A 20,616-nucleotide genomic window follows, 5' to 3' on the forward strand; every position below is an offset into this window, starting at 1 on the left:
CCCCAGATTTCTTGATTGTTCACCGCTTTAGCGGCTGAAATCCGGGGACAAAGGCGAACGCTTCGCTTCTCCAGTAACGATTCCGTGCCTCTTCGGCCTTTTAAGGACAGTCTGATCTATAAGCTGTTAATCAACCTTCATCTTTAATGTCGCCAGCTCCTGCTGCGGGTCGGCCGCCGGGCTCTCTGTCGCCATCTGCCGCTCCAGATCGGCGAACAGCTCGTCGAGATCGCTCTCCTGCTCCGATCTCAGCTCAGCCAGCGCCACCGCCTCGTCATAGGCTTGATTGATCTTGGCCTCTGCTTGCTTCAATGAAGCGCCGCCAGCTTGCTGTTCGTTATATCGCTGCTGCGCCTGGGTGTCCGCGAGCTTGCGCTTGAGCTCGGTCTGACGCACCTCCAACTGCCGGACGTCTGCGACCAGCTTCTCCTCCAGCTGACTCATCTTCTCCGCCTTGGTCGAGGCGAGCTCGTAGGCCGCCTTGAGCTGCGGCTCCTTGGCCGCTCGGGCGGTCTTCTGCTCCAGGAAGCGGAGCGCCGCATCCTCATCGCCATTATCCATCGAGCGCTCGGCGTAACGCTGCAGCTTGTTGACTTCGGAGCGGCACTCGTCCCACGCCCGCTTCGTGCGGCTAACCTCGGTCTGCAGCGCGGTGCTCTCCGCCTTCACCTGCCCCAGGTCGCGCTGGACGGTGCGCATATAGTGATCGATCGTCTGGTCTGGCCGCTCCTCCTTGTTGAACCATGCATTGACATTGCTTCGCATAATATCTCTGAACCGGGATAAGATCCCCATGGTGCATGCCTCCTCGCCTGGATCGTAATTTGAACCTCTGTTTACTATAATACCGTACTTTTACCCAAAAGGATTCATTATGTATACAAAACAAATGGACAGGGCCTCTGCCCTGTCCGCCAACTTACTTAACCTCATGAAATAACAGCACTGGCCCACCACTGCCCGGCTTATCGAGACGTATCGCTCGTCAGCGTCAGCACCGAGCGAGCCGGCACGACTGTCGCGTAGGAGCCATCCGACTCGGCTGCGACATCGGCGATCCGCATCAGATCGGCCGTGTCGGACGTCAGATGCGCCGCCAGCGGCGCGCCTGCGCGGATCGCCGCCAGTCCGTCCAGCGCCAGCTCGACACGGCGGTCCTCGTCGCTGTCGTTAACGAATACGGCAGTGACGACGCCCTCGCCATCGTGGACGTAGGCCGAGCCGAGCAGCCCGTCGCGTGCCGCCTCGTCCAGGCCGGTCAAGCCGATCCGCACCGCGCCCGGCCGCACGAACTTGCTGTAGTTGCCGAGCGACCACAGGATCTTGGAGGTGAGGATGCTCTGCTCGTCCCCCTCCTGCTGGAAGTCGGTGTAGATCAGCCCGTCCTTGTAATCAACCTTGGAGACGGCCGTCCACCACTGCCAGGCGGCGGCGTTGGACACCGCCAGGTCGAAATGGATCGTCCGCGCCACGCGCAGCGCCGAGTCGATGCCAAGGTCGCGTCCCGGGCCATCGTCGCCGAGGATGCAATACTCGGTCACCCAATATTTGGCGTCGGCATCGTACGCCTTCAGGTTCTCGGCGAGCAGCGCCCGCAGCTCGCCGAGCCGGTCGTCGCCGGGCCGACTGTAGTCGGACCAGTAGGAGTGGGAGGCGATCTTTTTGCCGACCGCTGCCTTCAGCTTGGGATCGCCGAGCAGCGTCTTAATATATTCGCGGTAGCTGCCCAGGCCGAGGGTGTTGGCGCCGCCATTGTAGCGATCGCCGCCGGAGAAACGGCGATAGTACTCGTCGTCGAGCAGCGCATGGATCTCGACGCCGTCGGGGGCGCTGATCTGCGCCGTCTGACCGCTGGCCTGGAGCTGACGATGCAGCGCCAGGATGACCCGCTTCAGGTCTTCATTGTTGTAGCGGTTGGCTTCCTGATGCGCCCGGTTCCAGTCCCAGGTCGGCTCATTGATTGGGCTGATATAGTCGAAGGCCAGCCCCTCCGACTCGAAATGCGCCAGCACATCGGTCAGATAGGAGGCGAACGCCGCTTCGTAGCCATCCTTCAGATTGGTCGAGCCGACCGAGTCATCGGGCTGTCCGTGACCATTCTTGGTCATCCACACCGGCGGACTGTTGACGAAGGCGATCAACGTGTCGACGCCGCGCTCGCTGGCAGCGCGCAGGAACCATTGCTGCCCCGCCTGCTTGCTCCAGTCGTACGCCTCGCCCTCGTACATCTTGAACGCCTCGGATCGCCGCCACGGGTCGGGGATGATCGCCTGATCGGTCTCCGCCGAGCCCGCCCCGATATTGAACCGCCACGCCGATAGCCCGATGCCCTCCTCCTGCGAGAAGAGCAGATCGGCCACCCGCGCTTTGTTCTCCTCGGTCCAGTACTTGCCGAGCGGCTCCATCGACCAGGCGTCGGAGGCGCCGAAGTTGTCGATCGTCTGATAGCGCATCCCGCCATCCAATCGCACGGCGGTCACCGCCTCCTCCTGCACCTGCTCATCAGTCCCTTGCTCTTGCTGCTTCATCCCTTGCTCTTGCTCCTCCGTCCCTTGCGCTTGCTCCTTCGTCTCTTGCTCGTGCTGCTCCGTCGTCTCTGTTGTCTGCCCCTCCGCCGCGCCCGTCGGATCTTGCATCGCCTCAGGCGCGTTCGTATCCCGGCCCATGACGGCATACAGGCCGATGGCGGAGGTGCACAAGGCTGCCACTGCCAAAGTAGTCAAGGTTCTCTTCATCCGCCTCTCCATATTAGCCTACCAATCCCGAGCGCTCGACCGATTCCACAAAATGCCGCTGCACGAACAGGTACAGCACGATTAGCGGCAAAATCGCCATCAGCACGCTCGTATTCATCATCATCGACATGAAAAACGGGTCCTGCACATACCGCAGCATCTCCGCCTGACCGCCGCCGCTCAGGAACGTCGCGATGGAGTAGCCCGACGAAGCCATCATCGACGACATCACCTTCGGCTCGTTAAGGTACATGTTCGTGAAAAAGCTGTCGTTCCACTGCCATACAAATGAGAACAGCATAACCGTCACCATCGCCGGCACCGCATTGGGCAGCACCACGCGCAGGAAGGTTGCAAAGTAGTTGGCCCCGTCCACATAGGCCGCCTCTTCGATCTCGCGCGGGATGCCTTTGAAAAACTGGCGGAAAATGTAGACGTACAGGCCCGTCTTGACGCCCATGCCGAGCGCCGCAGACAAGACGAATGGCCAGTACGTGTTAATGAGATTAAGCGGCTCGCCGCGCACCAGCGCGAAGATGCCTAAAATATCAAACGATTTGAAATTCAAATACAATGGCACCATGATCGTGTGAGACGGCACCAATATCGTAAACACGACCGCCGCAAACAGCAGACCGCTGCCCCGCATCCGAATGCGCGAGAAGCCGTAGCCCGCCAGCACGCAGGTCATCGTCGTCAGAATCATGACGATGCCCGAGAGCAGCAGCGTGTTGAGCAGCACCGCCGGGTAATTCATCGCCTGATAGACGAGCTTGAAGTTCTCCAGCGTCAGCGACTGCGGCACCCAGATGACCGTCGAATCGTACAGATCCTCCCGACTTTTGAAGGCAATCGACAGCTTCAGCAGGATCGGGTAAATAATGACGAAGGAGATGCCGAATATGAGCACGAATCGGATGAGCACCCAGGACCATTTCTTCAGCGCCTCGAACCAGTAGGCCGTCGAGACCTGGCGCAGCGGCCACCGTTCCCTGATCGGCTGCCGCCGCGCCGCAATTTCCGTCTTCATTTCCTCTCACCTCCGGACTAATCCTGATAGTACACCTTGCGGGATACGATCGCGGTCGCCACCCACAGGACGATCGCGATGACGGCGAAGTAGATCCATGCCATCGCCGCGCTCAAGCCGAAGTTAAAGTCCTTGAACGCCGTGTCGACGATCATCCGGCTTGTCTCGTCGCGGATGAAGCTGTCGATAATGGTATAGACCAGATTGGTCAGAATGAGCGGGCTAATCATCGGGAACGTAATTTTCCAGAACGCCTCGTAGCCTGTCGAGCCTTCGATCTTGGCCGCCTCGTACAGCGAGGGCGAGATCGACTGGAGGCCGGCGAGGAAGATCAGGATCTGCACGCCCGACTGACTGATAATCTCATAGATCCGGCTCACCGCGCCGGTAAGATAGTCGACGAAGGTGACGCTCATGCCCGACTCGATGAGCATGACCGTCAGCTCCAAATTTTCCATGATGGCCAGACCGCCCCCGGTGGACTCGCTGGCGCTGCTGACGACCGACTGCATCAGATCGCCGTTCTCGATGCTGGCGATGATGCCCGAGGCGAGGATGACCGGCAGGAAGAAGATCGCCCTGGCCAGTACCCGACCTCTGAATTTCTGATTGAGCAGCACGGCGAAAAACAGGCTGAAGATGACGATGAGCGGCGTATTGACGCCGATATTGAGCAGCGAGCCGGTCAGCGTACGGACGTACGACTCATGCGATAGCAACGCCTCGCGGTAGTTGGCCCAGCCAATCGGGTTCAGCGTGAAGCCTTCATTGGTCACCTGCAGATTGCTGAGGCTGTACCGGAAGGAGGCGATCAGCGGCACGAGGAACAGCAGCACGAAGCCTGCCAGCCACGGCAAGATAAAGTATAGGCCGTAATAACGATTTTTTTGCTCGAGCGAGAGCCGTCTTAATCTGAACCTCATCGCTTGCCGCCTCCTATCCCGTAATCCATCGCATCGATCCGCACGCCGTCCACCTCGACAGCCGCGTCATTGTAGTTCACGACGACCGTCTTGCCCCCGTCATACGTCGTCTTGTAGACGCCCTCAGCCACGCGACGATGGTCAACGATTGGCTGACCGGACACATCGCCGATCGCTTCGTCCAGCTCGCGATATTGCCGCGCCGCCTCGTCCAGCCAGCTCCGATAATCCGCCGAGTAGTAATGGTCGAACCCGGTCATCTTGATCGCCGAGGCTTCGGCATGGAACCACGTATAGTGGAGCCCTGCTCCGCTCTCCAGCGCCTGCAGGAAATTAATCCGCGCATCCTGATTGTCCGCAAGGTTCCACGGCGTCCCGGCGTAACTGACATAACCGTGATAGACCAACTGGAACAACGGGATGCTCTCGTCCGTAATGTTGAAGCCGCTGCTCGTCATCGGCGCATCGACGATATGACGGGCATAGGGGGCTGCGTAGGCGTTGCCGCCCTCGATCAGCAGCTCCTCTGCCGCCTCGCCGAGCCTCGCCAGCTGCTCCCGGACGATCCCCTTGGCCGCTTCGCGATCGATGACGCCCGCCCGGTTATAGTCGCCGTTAAGCTCGCTGCCGAAATCGCGCAACGACAGCCCGGTCAGTCCTGTGCGACGGTAATCAGCGATGAAGCCGTCGACGATCGACGGCAGCGCCTTCGGGCTGACGATGTAGCCGGGGTCGGCATCCAGATCCTGACCGTAGGTCGCTGTCGCGTACGGGTACACCGCCGCCACCTTGTTGGAGATGAACCGCGAGGCTTGGCTCGAGCGGCTGAAGCCGCGCGCTCGCGGCGCTGCCTCCTGGAAGCTGGCGTCCGGGTACAGCGCCACATCCGCCGCCTCGGCGACGGCTTGCAGCTCGCGCAGCCCCTTGCTTCCGCCGAGCTTGCGGTCGACCTTGATCCCGCTCGGCGTATTATGATGGATGCCGTTGTTGAACCAGCCGGTATACCGCAGCTTGATATTGTCGATGCCCGCGTCCTGCATCTGGCCGAGGATCTCCGCAGCCTGCTCGAAGGTCGTCAACGGCTCATATGCCTGATAGGGAATGCCGAGGAAAAACTTCTGCTTCGGAATGCCGCCGATCAGCTCGACATAGAACGGTACGCCAGTATCATCCTCCAGCGGCGCCATACCCGTCGTCCGCACGAGGTAGTCGCGGTAGCTCGCAGCCATGTCCGGATAGCCGTTGCGGTCTTCCTCCAGGAACTGGTACCGCACCGCGATATCGCCCCGAAACGGCTCTTGCTGGAATCGCTTGATCGTGCTGGAGCGCCAGCCGTTGCTGAGCGTGACCTCTTCGTAGTTGTAGATCGTAAAGGTCGGATAGACGTTGTTGTACGCATTCAACCGCCCGCTCACATCGGCCTCCACGGCAGCGACGGCGTCGCCCGATTCGATGATGCCCATGAAGCCACGATCGCCATAGCTCATCCCGAATACGGGCAGCCGGGCCTCCATCGCTTGCTGCCGGTTCGCCAACTGGCTGATCGCTCCGTCCCCGCCGTACAACAGCGTCCGGTACGGCGCAGCGTAGGTGCGACCGTTGTTGAACCGGATGAGCGAGCCGGAGCCGTCCGGGACGACGATATACCCCTCGTCCTCCTGACCGCTCGCCCCGAAGAACGGCAGCAGCGAGATCGACTGGATGTGCATCGATGCCGGGTATTGCAGCCCCTCGCCCGATATCGATACGCGCAGCTCGTCGTCCTCGATCTGATAGGCGAGCGGCACGCGCACGCCCTGCGGCCCTTCGGCAGACTCGCCGTACGCTTCCTTGTCGATCGCCCGCTCCGCCTCGTCATAGCCGATCTCCTCGAAGAGGCCGAGCAGCTTGCTCAGACCGACTCCGCGCAGCGCCGAGTCGCGCCGCTCGTAGCGCTGCTGCTCCTCATCCAGCCGGAAGCGCAGGCTGACCTCGCGCCGATCCGCATCGCTGGAGAGCCGATCGAGGATCGCGCTCTGGAACCGGCTGGCGTTGATATACTTGGGGATGGCATCCAGATCGCCCGCGACCTCGCCGATCGTGTAGACGATCGTGACGCCGTCTTCGGCCGGTTCGATCTCGAATTGCCCGCTCAGGATACTATGCGTATAGTTGTCGTAGCGCAGGGCGTTGCCCGATTCGTCGTAATACGTCAGCTCGAACTGCACGTTCAGCTTCGCCTTGTTATAGCCTGTAGCGATCGCATCGGCCTCGCGGTCCGGCGGGTTGGTGTGCCAGACGTCGCCGCTGCGCTGGTGCAGCACGGCGACCTGCGTCGTCTCCGGATGCACATAGAGCGTCAGCTGTCCGTTATCCGCCATCGCCTCCATCCCCTCGAGGTTATCGGTCGCGGACTCGACGGCGTCAGCCCTGTCGCCCTCCCCGGTCGCGGCTGTCTGCCCGGATGGCTCCTGTGCTTGCTCTTGCCCCGGTGCCAGCGCTTGCTCTTGGGCTTGCTCCGGCTGGGCCATCTGCGGCTCTCCGCCATCTGCGCCTTCTGCTGCCCGTCCCTCCTGCACCAGACCTTGATCTTGCCCTCGTTCGCCCTCCTGCTCTGACTCCCCGGCCTCGACGCCCTCAGCCGACTCCTGTACGGGCTGCTCGGATGCCGCCGAAGCGTCGGGCGACTGCGCCGCTTCCTGCGATTGTACGAGCGTCGCGCTCTGGCCCAATGTCAGACAGCCGACGACGCCTGCCAGGAGCAGGCATGCGACCCTTGTTTTCAGAAGCTGCTTCACCATGCGCCCTCCTTTCCTCATCTGCGTAACGCAAGCTCCTGATAGACGGTATACACGAAGCTTACGAACTGCTGGATCAGACTAAAGAATAACAAGCCGAGGAATATCATCACGCCCATCACCACTAGCGTCAGCAGCATGGTCGTTATCGTCTTCATCACCGTGTACTGGTGCACCGTCATCGTGCCGACGAACAGCAACCAGAGGAACCACAGGTACGCTACCGACTCCAGCAAATAATAAAACGACGCCTCCCGCAGCGTAATGACGTTGCTGAGCAGCAGATTGGGCACATAGACGAGGATGAGCGGGAGCATCGCGTAGCCGGTGGCGATGACGATCTCCCGGAACTTGCCTTCGCCGTCCATGAGCGTCGTCAGCGACCAGTTGGCCACGCACCAGAGCAGGAACGGGAAGACGATATACTTCAACTCGTTGATGCTGTTCAGCGAGAGTGGATGATTGAAGTTGACCACGTAACCGGAGAACTGCCGCTTCAATATCATCGTCACCGTAACGCCGAGCAGGATGAACAAGGCCATCCGCAGCCGCCCTCGCTCCTCGTACTTCAAGTCCCAGAAGCCGTCGAACGGATGGAAGGCGACGTGAAGCGTATATCTAGCTTCCCTGAGTAACTGCATGGGCCTTCGCCTCCTTCCTCTGTCTGCGCACCAGGCCGCGTCCGATCAAGATGGCGAGCAGCGTCGCCAGCAGGATCGTCATGTAGAAGCCGAAGTTCTCCTGCATGTACTCTCGGCGGTATTTGGCCAGCGCCTTGGAGTAATAGATCCGGTCGTTGCCGAGCTTCAGATACGTCAGCGCCTGCTTGAACTCGCCTTGCCGCAGCAAGGACTTGCCGATACCGACATAGGCCATCTCGTAGTTGGCATCGAGCTGGATGACCTCCTGCCATAGCTCGGCAGCCTCATGATGCTTGCCGCCGGCGTAGAGCGCATTGGCCTCGTTGACGAGCTCGCCGAAGCGCGTCGGCGCAAACTCGGTGATCCGCCCCAGATCGCGGTCGAGTACAAGCAGACGATCCCCGTGATTGGCCAGGGAGACCGGATTGCGGAACGTGCCGCGCTGGTTGCCCAGGCCGCCGACGACGTAGAGCAGACTGCCGTCCTCGTTGTAGGTGAACACCCGGCCGCGCGTCGAGTCGAGCGTCCGGTAGACGCCGCTGCCGACCGCATCGATATCGACGAACGTCGAGCGCACCCGTGCATAATCGCCGATCGGCGGCAGATACGCGTCCGTAACCCGCAGCACATCGATCCCCGACGGATTGAGCCGCTTCACGGGCGACAGCGAGGTACGATCCGCCGTCGTCGTATAGATGAAACCCTCGCCATCGAGCGCCAGGTTGTTGAACTCGATCGGCACGAAGCGGATCATCTTGTCCCGCTGCTCCTGCGTCGAGACGGTCTTCCAGAACAGGTCGATCGGGTCGAAGGCGACCCGGTTCGTGCCCATGAAGCCGGTGAAGACGCCGTCGCTGTCGAACTCGATGATGCCATCGAACACGCCTCGCGCGATTACGTAGATGCGTCCGGCCTTGTCGACGATTACCTTGCGCGGGAAGAACGTAAAGCCCGCGCTCAGCACATCGGATTGCGGCGCGCCGATCTCGCGGACGAACTCGCCGCCCGGACCAAGCTCGACGATCCGGCTATTATCGGTATCCGCGACGTAGATATGGCCGCTCGGCGTGACGAACAGCCCCTCGGGGTTGCGGAAGCTGTCCGGCGCGCCGTCCTGCTCGAATGCGCCGATCCGGTCCTTGATCTGCCACTCGCGGTCCAGCACGGTGATCGTGCCGCTGCCTGAGTCCAGCACATAGAGCGAGCCGTCCGCCGCCGCGAACAGATCGTTGGCAGCCGCCCACGGCTCGCCTCCCGCCTCCTGGCCGGTGATCGAGCGGCTCGGCAGGTAGGCGATCGGTGAATGGACCGCCTCTCCCCACCAGGAGTACACATAGCCTTCATAAGGCGCGGCCGTCGCCGCCGCCGGACGGATGCTGGCGAGGAGCAACGCCGCCGCCAGGATGATCAGTGCTTGCTTCATATTCAACCTCACACGCCCCCCACTCCATTAATCCTTCATGCCCGACGACGCCATCGTCTGGATGACGCTGCTCTGCGACAGCAGGAACGTCACGATCGGCACTGTCATGACGACGACTGCTACAGCGGCCCCGGCGCCAGCGCGCGCGATCCCGCCCTGGATGATCTGCCCCATCGCAAAATGCATCGTCTTGAGCTGCTCGCTATAGATGAAGCTGCCGCCATCCGCGCCCCACAGCATCTGCATCATGAGGATGAGCAGCGTCAGCCAGGCCGGCTTGACGAGCGGCATGACGATCTGCCAGAAGATCCGGTATTCGCTCGCGCCGTCGATCTTGGCCGCCTCGAGCAGCGCGTCGGGGATCTGCTCCATGAACTGCTTCATCAGGTACAGCCCGAGCGGGAACGCGAAGGCCGGGACGATCAGCGCCTTGTACGAATCGATCCAACCAATGCTCGACATAATCATATAGTTGGGGATGGCCGTCACATGCGGCGAGAACATAAGCGAGAGCACGATGATCGTAAAGAGCACCTTGTGCCCGCGGAACTTGTGCTTGGCCAGCGGGTATGCCGCCGCCGAGGCGAGCAGGATATGCCCGGCCGTTCCCGCCGCCGTGATGAAGAAGGTGTTGAAGATGTAACGGGAGAACGGCACCCAGGAGCCCTTCATGACCTGCAGCAGATCGGCGAAGTTCTCAAAGGTCGGGTTGCGCACGAACAGCGTCGGCGGGAAGATAAACAGCTCGTCGAGCGGCTTGAATGCATTGTTAATGACATAAATTAACGGGATGGCCATAAAGCAGCCGAATAAGCCGAGCAGCAGGAACAGCAGCGCATCCACCTGCCAGGAGCGATTTAACCGTTTGTCGAGCCTCAAGGCCAGCTTCATCTCGCTATTCCCCTACCTTTCGCAGCAACTTCTGAACGACCAGATTCGTGCCCAGCATGAGCATGAACAGCACGGTCGCAATGGCGGACGCATAGCCCATCTCGAAGCGGATCGTGCCGTAGTCGACCAGATGCGTGACGACGGTATGCGCGCCGTACTGGACGCTCGGGAATCCGGCCAAGGCCATCGATACGTCGGCGACCGCCAGCGAGGCGGTAATCTGGATGACCGCGCCGAACATAAGCTGCGGACGCATCGATGGCAGCGTAATGTACCACAGCTCCTGCCAGCGATTGCGTACGCCGTCGACGGCGCCGGCCTCGTACAGCGTCCGATCGACCGTCTGCAAGCCGGCGATGAAGGCGAGGAAGCTCGTGCCGAGACTGAGCCAGAGCTGGACGATGATGATGATGCCCAGCATGTACTGCGGGTCCTGCAGCCACTGGACCGGCTCGTTGAGATAGCCGATCCGCATCAGGAAGCCGTTGATGATGCCATACGCATCGCTTGAGAAGATGATCTGCCAGATGAAGAACACATTGCCCGAGATCGATGGAGCGAAGAAGATCAGTGTCATGAACGCCCGAACCTTGGGGCGCAGCTCGTTGATCAGCCAGGCGAATACAAAGCAGGCCAGATAGCTGACAGGGCCGGTGATGACGGCGAAGATCAACGTGTTTTTCAGACCGATCAGGAAGACGTCGTCGCTCCACAGCAGCCGGGCGTAGTTGGACCAGCCGACCCAGCGCGGCGACTCCAGCATATTGAAGTACGTAAAGCTGAAAAAAATCGAGATGACGACCGGCAGCACGGTGAAGGCGCCGAACAGCACCATATAGGGCGCCATCAGCACGAACAGATGCCGATCCCGCTTCATATCCGAGACGAACCATGCCCATTGGCTCCGGAGACCGGAGGCCCGCCGTTCCGCTGCCGGCTGCGTCGCCGTCTCAGCCATTAGTTTAGTCCCTTGCACTGCAGAGCCCCCCTTTAGTCCACGCCATCCAGATTGAACTCCTCCCGTTTCTGGGCGATCTCGTAGTCGATCTCCTGCACATAGTCATAGAGCGCATCGGCCGTATTGGTGCCGTTGTTGAGCACTTCGCGCAGCGCATTGTCGAGATGCCGTCCGGTGAAATAACCGCCCGGCACCTCCGGCACGCCGGCTACCCACGCCCACTGCGCCTCCAGACTCTCGTAGTCGCGGGCCGGCCAGGGCAGCTCGCGCAACGCTTCGATGTTGGCGGTCGGATAGCGCGCAGCCGCGCCCATCAGCCCTTCCATCTCCCGTCCGAATCGGACCTGAGCATCCTTGCTCACCCACCACTTGAGGAACGCCCAGGCGGCGTCCTTGTTGGTCGACTGCTGCAGCATGATCGCGGCGGTGCCGCCGCTGGCGACATCGCGGCGGATGCTGCCGTCCGGCTGCGGCAGTCCAGGGACCGGCACGAACTCCCATAGTCCCTTGATCTCGGGAGCGGATACGGTCAGATAGTTGTAGAACGTATAGTCCTGGATGCCAATCGGCATCTCCCCGGTCCGGAACCGCATCGGGAAGTCGAAGATGATCGGCAGCTTGTAGCTCGTGTAGAAGTCGGCCCATTGCTTGAAGGCGTCCAGGCCGATCTGCGTATCCATGCCGCTCTTGGCCCCGTTGTTCAGATAGAACTCGCCGCCGTTCTGGTAGAGCAGCATTGCATACGCCCGGTTCACTTCCAGTACGGGCACGCCCGTCGTCTGGGCGATCGGCAGCGCCAGCTCCATATGATGCTTTTGCAGCACCGGGATCATCGCATACACATCGTCCCACGTCTGCGGCACATCGAGTCCGAGCTCGTCGAGGATGTCCTTGCGGTAGAACAGCATGTTGAAGATCTGCTGCTCCGGCAGCGCGAACACCTTGCCGTCATAGCGATACGGTACGAATGCGCTGTCGCGGAACTGCGTCATCAGCTCGTCGAAGCCCGGGTATACCGACAGATCCTCGGCGGCGCTCCGCATCCCGAAGTTGACCGGCGCGTCATTGCCCACCTGCAGGGCGACATCCGGCCCTTCGCCAGCGAGCGACGCTCGTAGCAGCACGTCCTGACTGACCAGCTTCAGATTGACGCCGATCCCGGTGAGCGGCGTGAACGTATCGTCGATCATCGCCTTGAGCACCTGCGCCTGGTCGCGGCCGGTGCCGATCCAAACCGTCACCGGCTCGCCCTCCTCCGAGGCGCTGCCGATCGTATCATAGTCCTCGAAGAATGAATACATAAACGAGGACGCTTCATGGAACAGCTTGCGTGGCGTCGCGGCGTCTGCGCGAGGCAGCTTGGCGTCGGGCGACATGAGCATCAGGTAGTCGATCTCGAGCGGCTGCTCGCGCACCTCGAGGATCCATGCGCCGACGCTGCCAGCATTGATCTTGTACTGGCCTAGCCGCTGCTGGACCGATTGCGGACGATCCGCCATATCCGCGAGCTGGTAAGCCGTTTTGTTCAGGATCGCCGTCTTGTCGCTCTTCTCGCCGGTCAGCTGCTCCAGCTCCTCGGACACGGCGTACAGGATGTCGCTCTGCTCCCGGAATACAGCGACCATATCCGGGATCTGTTTATCCAATTGATAATCCCGGTATGGATCGGGCACATTGCCGGTGATCATCAAGATTTTTCGATACATCGCGTTGATCTCGAGCAAGCTCTGCTCCACCTCGAGCAGGAGCGGCGCGATCGCGCCAAGCGTCACCTCGAGCTTCAACTCGTGCTTGCCTCGGGTCAGATAGAACAGATAAGGCGCTTGCCCGTCGCCAGGCACGCTCATCTGCCAATCCGAATGATAGAAGAAGGGGATAGTGGCCGCCTCCTGAAACGGGATCTCCCCGTCAATCCAGAGCGAGCGCGTGGAGTAGGTCCCCCGCAGCAGCTCCTGCCGGCTCTTGATCGCCAGCTCGTACAGACCGTCTTCGGGCACATCGACCTCCCAGGCGATCCACTGCCCGGGGCTGCGCCAGTTGTTGCCGCCGATCGTATTCATGCGAATCTTGGATACATGGTAAGGCTCCGTCGCCGGTGAAGACCGGTCGGTGGTCGGATAGAGCGTCGGCGACGACTTGTAGATCGCATCCTCGCCTTGCACCTTGATCGTCTGCCCGCTCGTCGCCTGATAGCCTGCTGCCTCGTATGCGGCAGCCAGCTCCTCGTACATCGGCGGCGCCTCAGATTGCCGCAGCGCGATCCACTCGATCGCCATCGGCTCGCGCAGGGAGACCAGGGACAGCGTATGGCGGCCTTCCGTCAGGTAGAAGGCATAAGGCTCCTGATAATAGCCCTCGGCATCGCGGACGAACGTTTCTTGCCAACGCGGCGCTTCGATCTGTCGCGGCCGCAGATCATTGCCTCGATTATCCTGGACGATGGCGTCCAGTTCATTGCGCCAGATCCGGTGGAACATCAGATTGCGGGCGCTATCGAACGGCAGCTCGCCGTCGATCAGGAGCGAACGCTCGATCGCGGAGCTTTTGCCAGCTACGGGATAGTACCGAATCGCGAGATGATACAGTCCCGTAGCCGGCACCTCGACCTCCCACTCGATCGTCCCGCTCTCTCCCGTCTCGACGAACTCGCCGCGCTCGCCGCCCAGCTCTGTGAGCGTCCGGGGCGACATGTCTTGTGCTGCGCTATAGTCGCTGCCTTGGACGATGACCTCCACGCCCGGCGATGGCGCGCCGTCATGCTGCTGACGATAATGCGCGTAGCTTCCCTCGACCGCGCTTGCTGCTGCGAACGCAGGCTTACTGTCCGCAGCAGCTATGGCGCGCATCGCCGTGCGAGGATCGCCCGCGCCATCGCGTACCGCGAGATAGACTGCCAGAGCGACAACGACAAGAACAGCGGCCAACCCGATGATCGCGCTTTTGGACTTTGCGTACTTCAACTCCATCCCCCTTAACATTTGCTGAAGGATAACCGACTTCGCTAGAAGAGCAGAAATCGAAATCACAGGCTGGCGGTCAACAAGCCTCATGAAGGCGGATCTCGCTCAGGGCCGCTAACGCCCGCGGACCGCTGAGCGCTCCGCCTTTATCGCCTTGGCATGGCGCAGATTAACCTTCGCCGCCAGCTTCCTCTTCCTTCTCGTCGTCGATCTCGCCGCTCAGCACCTTCTCTACCGCAGCTTGCGCCGGCCCGACCACTTGGGCGATCCCCGTCGCAGGCGTCGTCTCGCCGGTCAGGAACTTCTCCGTGACCGAATCGAGATGATCCTTGATCCCGAGGCCTCCGAATCGGCCGCCGAAGACGCGGCGCGCTTCGCCGTTATCGTTCATTGCGTTGGCGACGGACGTCTCGTCGGGCAGGATGTTCTCCAATGACAGACGGCGGTTCTCTTCCCAGTTATCAAAGTCCGTCAGCTCGGCCCAGATTTTGACCATCACCTCAGGGTCCTTGACGCCTTTCGGGATGACGACGGTTTCCGTGCCCCCGAGACGATCCAGATACGCATCGGCCTTCGGACCTTTCGGGAAGTACACATACCCCCACTCGTCCTTCATCTTGTCGACGATCCGCCCTTCGATCTCCCACAGCCCGCCCGGGTACATCGCGATGATGCCCTCTGCGAAGTACTTCGCAGGGTCCTCCCAGTCGTTGCCCTCGTTCTCCTTGACGACCTTATGCTCGTTGTACAGGCTATGCAGCAGATTAAGCGCTTCCATCGATTCCGGAGCATCGAACATTACTTTGCTCGTCGACTCGTCGTAGATGCGTCCGCCATTGCTGGCGATCATCATCTCGGACATGACGTAGTGCGCGCCTGCGAGCCCATATTGGTCCGGCTTGCCGTCGCCGTTATTGTCGACGGTCAGCTTTTTGGCGGCATCGACCATCGCGGCCCAGTTCCAGTTGTCCTCCTCCATCAGCTCTTGCGGATTTTTTAGCCCGGCTTCCTTGAAGAGGCGCTTGTTGTAATACACGCCGCTCTCGTTGTCGTTGAACCAGCCTTCCAGACCGTATACCGTATCGCCGCCGAACTTCATCGCCTCGATCATCTCATCCGACATTCGAGAAGCGGCCGTATAGTCGTTGAGCGGCGTCAGGAAGCCGCCATTCATCAAGCCCCAGATGAAGCCGTCCGGGACGCGGACGATCTCGGCGAACGGATCATTGGCCATGACGGAGGCGGACAGCTTCTCCGAGGTGGACCAGTATTCCGTGTTCAGATAGCTGATCTTGACGTTATATTTCTTCTCGACGTTGGCGATCCGCTCGCGCGCCAGCTCGTCGGCTACCGAGTCGCCCTTCGGCTCAGCGTCCCACCATTGCGAGATTCGCACCTCCCGGCCGCCCAGGTTGACCTCAGGCTCCTCAGGCTCTTTCTCCTCCTCGGCAGGCGGCGCCTCCGTCTTGTTTTCGTTCTCCGGGGGATCGCTCGGCTGCGGCGTTGCGGCGTTGTTGCCGCTGCAGGCTGCGAGGACGAGCAGCAGCGCCAGGAACAGCAGGGATAGCTTTGCCTTCATGTGATGCTTTTTCACGATTCAATACACTCCCCTTAATATGAGATAAATGAAATGGGTTTCATAAATTAATGTAAAGGGTTTCATGAAACCCATTTCATTATAGACCGCACATTGCCAAGAGGTCAATATTTTTTCTGCTGCCGTTCTCGCAGCCATCCGATCGCTGCCCTCCACAGGCGCGTCGGACGGCGAGACGTCACCGATGGCGCAGTCGCACGCCCCGCGGCCGTTGGCGCAATCGAACGTTGAGCTGTCGCCGCCGCTCGCAGCCGTCGCTTGTCGCTGCAAGCGGCGGCACCTTTATTCGGTCAACGCCCTCGCGCTAACTTGTCCGCTGCTCTGACGCACGATTAGATGCGGCTTCAGCGTGTATTGCTTCTTCACCTGCTCGCCGCTCATCATCTGCTGCAGCACCTGCACGGCCGTACTGCCCAGCTCATTCGCATTTTGGGAGACGGTCGTCAGCTCCGGGATGAAGTCATGCGCCAGCGGGATGTCGTCAAATCCGACGATGGAGACATCGTCCGGCACGCGAAGGCCTGCGCCGACGGCGACCTTGATCGCGCCGATCGCGTTGTAGTCATTGACGCAGACGACGCCGGTCGGCCTGCTGTCCAGCGCCAGCAGCCGCTCCATCTGTCGCTTGCCCGAGTCGATCGAGAAGCTGTCGGTGAGCTCCCACTCCGGCCGCAGCGCCAGCCCCGCCTCCTTGATCGCCTTGCGGAAGGCGCGCAGCTTGACCGCTGTCGTCGTCATATGGCTCTCACCGCCGAGGAACGCGATCTCCCGATGCCCCAGCTCGATCAGGTGACGCACCGCCAGCAGCGTACCGGCTCCTTCATCTGTCTGCACGCTGACCAGGCCGCTATTGCGGATCGCTCCGTTCACCAGCACCATCGGGATGTGACTCGCCATCTGGACGAGCTCCTGCGCCAGCTCCGGGTCGCAGTCCTTCAGGTTGATGCGCCCGCCCATGAACAAGATGCCGTCCACACGCTTCTCGCGCATGAGTTGGAGATATTCGGACTCCCGGGCATAGTCGCCGATCGAGTTGCTCAGCAGGAACGTATAGCCGGATTGATGCGCGGCGCCTTCGGCTCCGGCGAACACCTCCGGGAAAAACGGATTGGTCAGATCCGGTACGATCAAGCCGATAAGGCCGGTTTCTTTTTTGAGGAGGCTGCGCGCCATGCCGTTCGGTTGGAAGTTGTAGCTCTGGATCAATGCCTCTACCTTGGCCCGAGTCGAGCTGCGGACCGGCGCCGAGCCGTTCAGCACGCGGGACACGGTCGCGACCGACACTTTTGCTTCCCTGGCGATATCGTATATCGTGATCTGTCTCAATCCCTACGCTTCCTTCCTGTTCTCGAGTCTGGTTCCCATTATAGCAAATGCGTTATACTGAAGATAGTTGCCTGCAAGAAGGCTGTAATGGATTTCAACCTAAAAGAGGTTGTTCAAAAAGCCCGCTTTTGATCACGAAGGGATTCAGGGAGCGGATTCGACGTCGAATCTTGAATGCAGTCGGAACTTCCGGTGTTCACGTAGCTTCCACTACGCTCCGCTCCTCATTTCCTCCTGCCTCCAAGCTTCTCGGTGCTGAAAAACGACCTTTTTGAACACGCACTAAAAGGAACGTGAACGGATATGGTCAAAGCAGTGGATTGAACCTCCTAAAATAAACCCAAACTATTTTAGGAGGTTAACGATGAAATTTCACCGCATTAACTTGGAAACTTGGACGCGCACCCCTTATTACAACCACTACATGCAGCATGTACGCTGCACGTTTAGCATGACAGCCGAGCTCGATATTACCCTGCTATTGGCGGAGGTCAGGGCAAGGCGCATCAAGCTGTACCCGGCTCTGATTCATATGCTGGCCACTGTCGTCAATCGGCATCAGGCGTTTCGGACCTGGCTGGACGAGGAGGGTCAACTCGGGTATTGGGAGCAGGTGTCGCCGGCGTATACGGTGTGTCATGAGCAGGATCAGACGTTTTCGTCGATCTGGACCCCGTATGCGGAGTCATTTGCGGCGTTTTATGAGGGCTGCCAGCTGGATATGAGGACGTACGGCGATGTGCGCAAGCTCGCTGCCAAGCCGGATGAACCGCCGTATACGTTTCCGGTATCGAGCATTCCCTGGGTGAACTTTACGAGCTTCAATCTCAATGTCTACAACGAAGGGCTGTTCCTGCGCCCGATCTTCACCATGGGACGGTATGCCGAGCACCTAGGGAGCATTCGGCTGCCGCTGTCCATTCAGCTCCACCACGCTGTATGCGACGGCTATCATGCCGGTCTGCTGTACCAGCAGCTCCAGGAAAGAGCAGATCAGTGCAAGGAATGGCTGCCGTAAAGATAACCCGCAAGAAGCGTGGCACTTGTCGGAGAATAATAACTTAAAAAAGCGTTCAACCGGAGCCACAGGCTTCGGTTGAACGCTTCTTCGTATGACTAAATCAGGGTCTGGGTCGCCCGCTCATCGGCTCACGGCTGCGATCGAGACAGCTACCGCCGGGTTGACCAGCGGCGCCAGGCCGCCAATGCGGCACTCGACGACATCGCCATCCCGGATGACGACCGCGCCGGGCGTCCCCGTCAGGATGATGTCACCCGGCAGCAACGTCATAAATGCGGCATGGAAGGCGACCGTGTACCAGGGCCGAAAGCGCATATTGCGAATCCGGTTGCGATGGCGCACGACGCCGCCCAAGGCCGTCTCCACTTGCAGGTCGAGCACATCGCCCGCTTCGTCGACAGTGACCAGCTCCGGGCCGATGCTGAGGAAGGTGTCGAAGCTTTTGGCCCGCGTCAGGAAGCGCGGATTGCGAGCATGGATGTCCGAGGCGGTCATGTCGAGCGCAGTCGTGAATCCGGCGACAACCCCCGGCGCCTCCGCCTCGGCGATGCCGCGCGCCTCCCGACCGATGACGATCGCCAGCTCCGCCTCGGCCGTGATCTCGCCGCAGCCCGCCGGGATGCGGATCGCCTCGCCTGGCCCGATGAGCGCGGTCGTCGGCTTCATGAAGCCGACGGGCTCCTCGCCTGCCGGGACACTCGCCAGCTCCGACTCCTCCGCGACATAGTTCATGCCGATGCCCCAGATCTTGGCCGGCTCGCGGTAGAGCGGTGCGAACTCGGCCGTCTCGACGGCAGTCGCTGGCAAGGCCAGCAGCGCTTGCTCGCCGCCCTCCCGATACCACGCCGTCAGCGACTCGAGCGCGCCGCCGCGCAGTAGCGACAGCAGGTCGGCAGGCCAGCGATGGCCGAGCGCCTCGAGCAGCACATAGCCATGCGGAGCACGGATCGCCGCCTTCTCGACGCCGCCGATTTTCAAGGTTGCCAGTTTCATATTACGCCTCCTCCCGGCTCACCTAGGATTCAAACAAATTATCCCGCAGCGTCTTGCCGGTATACTCGCGGCGCACGAGGCCGCGGTCCTGCAGCACGGGGATGACGGTGTCCACAAACTCCTCCATGTAGCCGTGGTCATGCGCATCGACCCGAACCACGAAGCCGTCGCCGCCTACCTGCGTCATGATCTCCTCGAGCTGCGCCGCGACCTGCTCCGGCGTGCCGATAATGTTGGCCTTGTTGCCGGCGCTCTCCTCGGTCGCCATCTCGCGCAGCGTCGGCCGCTTCTCCGCCGTCTGGTAACGGGAGAGCGTCGTCTGCCCGCCCTGGATGCTCTTCTCGCTCATCGTCGGCACCGGCTCATCCAGCTCATACTTGCTCAGATCTACGCTCATCCGCGAGGACATCGCCGCCAGCGCCGCGTGCAGCTCCATGTCGGTCGGATTCATGCGGAGCTGCTGCCGCTGCGCCGCGATCTCCTCGGTCGCGCCGACGACCGGCTTGATGATGAAAAAGATCTTCAGCTCGTCGGGATGACGCCCCATCTTGACGGCGCGCCCCTTCAGGTCGTCGTAATAGCGCTTCATGTCGTCGAGGTTGTGCTTGGCGACGATGACGGCGTCGGCCCAGCGGGCAGCAAAGTCCTTGCCTCTGGCGGAGGAACCGGCCTGGATGAGCGTCGGCCGCCCTTGCGGCGTCGGCAGCACATTCAGCGGTCCCTGGCTCTTGTAGTACTCGCCCTCAAAGTTGATCCGGTGTACCTTCGCAGGATCGGCGAAGATACCGCTCTCCCGATCCATAATGACCGCATCCGGCTCCCAACTGCTCCAGAGACGCGAGCAGAGCTCCATGTATTCGTCCGCCTGGTCGTAGCGCGCGTCATGATCCTTCATCTCCTCGATCCCATAGTTCTTGAACCCGGCGATGTTGGCCGTCGTCACGATGTTCCAGGCGACCCGCCCCTTCGTCAGATGATCGAGCGAGGCCGTCTGGCGCGCCAGCTGATACGGCGCCGTCAGACTGGTCGAGATCGTCGTGCCGACGCCCAGATGCTTGGTGGAGGCGGCGACCATCGCCGCCAGCATCGTCGAGTCGTGATTGATGCCGTTCAGGCCATAGCGGATATAATTGTCCAGCGAGTCCTGATACGTCGAGGTGATGCCCAGATGATCGGCGAACAGGGCGAAGTCGAAGCGTCCCCGCTCGCAGATCGCCGCCATCTTCTGATACACCTCGGGCTGCCGCCAATCGTAGCCCTCCGCCGCATCGGGCCCGTTCCAGCCGATCGGGCCGTATTCCGTAAACCAGCCAAAGTGAATTTTGTTGCTCATGCTGTTCC

Annotated in this window: 15 protein-coding genes; 1 reads left to right on the top strand and 14 read right to left on the bottom strand. The window is 60.8% G+C overall.

Annotation, left to right across the window (positions count from 1 at the left end):
• Positions 1-126: 126 nt before the first annotated feature.
• From PA598K_RS03310 to PA598K_RS03365, 12 genes are all read right to left on the bottom strand, one after another.
• The gene (locus PA598K_RS03310) at positions 127-795 is read right to left on the bottom strand and encodes a PspA/IM30 family protein (protein ID WP_128655480.1); all 669 of its coding nucleotides are present in this window, start codon (positions 793-795) and stop codon (positions 127-129) included.
• 170 nt (positions 796-965) lie between these two features.
• Positions 966-2,735 carry a glycoside hydrolase gene (locus PA598K_RS03315; RefSeq protein ID WP_128655481.1) on the bottom strand — a complete coding sequence of 590 codons (1,770 nt, stop codon included), beginning with the start codon at positions 2,733-2,735 and terminating at the stop codon, positions 966-968.
• Positions 2,736-2,748: 13 nt separating this feature from the next.
• Positions 2,749-3,765 carry a carbohydrate ABC transporter permease gene (locus tag PA598K_RS03320; protein WP_128655482.1) on the bottom strand — a complete coding sequence of 339 codons (1,017 nt, stop codon included), beginning with the start codon at positions 3,763-3,765 and terminating at the stop codon, positions 2,749-2,751.
• Between the two features lie 17 nt (positions 3,766-3,782).
• A complete protein-coding gene (locus PA598K_RS03325; RefSeq protein ID WP_128655483.1) occupies positions 3,783-4,688 on the bottom strand; it encodes a carbohydrate ABC transporter permease in 906 nt (301 codons plus the stop codon).
• A complete protein-coding gene (locus tag PA598K_RS03330; protein ID WP_128655484.1) occupies positions 4,685-7,465 on the bottom strand; it encodes a DUF5696 domain-containing protein in 2,781 nt (926 codons plus the stop codon). Before PA598K_RS03330 ends, PA598K_RS03325 begins: the two co-directional genes overlap by 4 nt.
• A gap of 17 nt (positions 7,466-7,482) precedes the next feature.
• Entirely contained in the window at positions 7,483-8,106 is a 624-nt protein-coding gene (locus tag PA598K_RS03335; RefSeq protein ID WP_128655485.1) for a Yip1 family protein, read from the bottom strand.
• A complete protein-coding gene (locus tag PA598K_RS03340) occupies positions 8,084-9,529 on the bottom strand; it encodes a tetratricopeptide repeat protein (protein WP_260405248.1) in 1,446 nt (481 codons plus the stop codon). Before PA598K_RS03340 ends, PA598K_RS03335 begins: the two co-directional genes overlap by 23 nt.
• A gap of 27 nt (positions 9,530-9,556) precedes the next feature.
• Positions 9,557-10,420, bottom strand: a complete 864-nt coding sequence (locus tag PA598K_RS03345; RefSeq protein WP_128655487.1) for a carbohydrate ABC transporter permease — start codon at positions 10,418-10,420, stop codon at positions 9,557-9,559.
• Positions 10,421-10,424: 4 nt separating this feature from the next.
• Positions 10,425-11,297 (bottom strand): carbohydrate ABC transporter permease, encoded by an 873-nt coding sequence (locus tag PA598K_RS03350; RefSeq protein WP_376739033.1) that lies wholly within the window; start codon positions 11,295-11,297, stop codon positions 10,425-10,427.
• A gap of 113 nt (positions 11,298-11,410) precedes the next feature.
• Complete coding sequence (locus PA598K_RS03355; RefSeq protein ID WP_128655488.1) at positions 11,411-14,344, bottom strand: extracellular solute-binding protein; 2,934 nt, start codon at positions 14,342-14,344, stop codon at positions 11,411-11,413.
• A 163-nt stretch (positions 14,345-14,507) separates the two neighbouring features.
• A complete protein-coding gene (locus PA598K_RS03360; protein ID WP_128655489.1) occupies positions 14,508-15,932 on the bottom strand; it encodes an extracellular solute-binding protein in 1,425 nt (474 codons plus the stop codon).
• Positions 15,933-16,217: 285 nt separating this feature from the next.
• Positions 16,218-17,261 carry a LacI family DNA-binding transcriptional regulator gene (locus tag PA598K_RS03365; RefSeq protein ID WP_128655490.1) on the bottom strand — a complete coding sequence of 348 codons (1,044 nt, stop codon included), beginning with the start codon at positions 17,259-17,261 and terminating at the stop codon, positions 16,218-16,220.
• Between the two features lie 364 nt (positions 17,262-17,625).
• Between PA598K_RS03365 and catA the strand changes: the two genes are divergently transcribed.
• On the top strand, positions 17,626-18,279 hold the full coding sequence (catA, locus tag PA598K_RS03370) for a type A chloramphenicol O-acetyltransferase (RefSeq protein ID WP_128655491.1): 654 nt from the start codon (positions 17,626-17,628) through the stop codon (positions 18,277-18,279).
• Positions 18,280-18,402: 123 nt separating this feature from the next.
• Here catA and PA598K_RS03375 read toward each other — a convergent pair whose 3' ends face one another.
• Positions 18,403-19,275 (bottom strand): fumarylacetoacetate hydrolase family protein, encoded by an 873-nt coding sequence (locus tag PA598K_RS03375; protein WP_128655492.1) that lies wholly within the window; start codon positions 19,273-19,275, stop codon positions 18,403-18,405.
• Between the two features lie 22 nt (positions 19,276-19,297).
• Complete coding sequence (locus PA598K_RS03380; protein WP_185601504.1) at positions 19,298-20,608, bottom strand: NtaA/DmoA family FMN-dependent monooxygenase; 1,311 nt, start codon at positions 20,606-20,608, stop codon at positions 19,298-19,300.
• Positions 20,609-20,616: the final 8 nt, after the last annotated feature.

The organism is Paenibacillus sp. 598K (assembly GCF_003851045.1).
Classification (GTDB): domain Bacteria; phylum Bacillota; class Bacilli; order Paenibacillales; family Paenibacillaceae; genus Paenibacillus_D.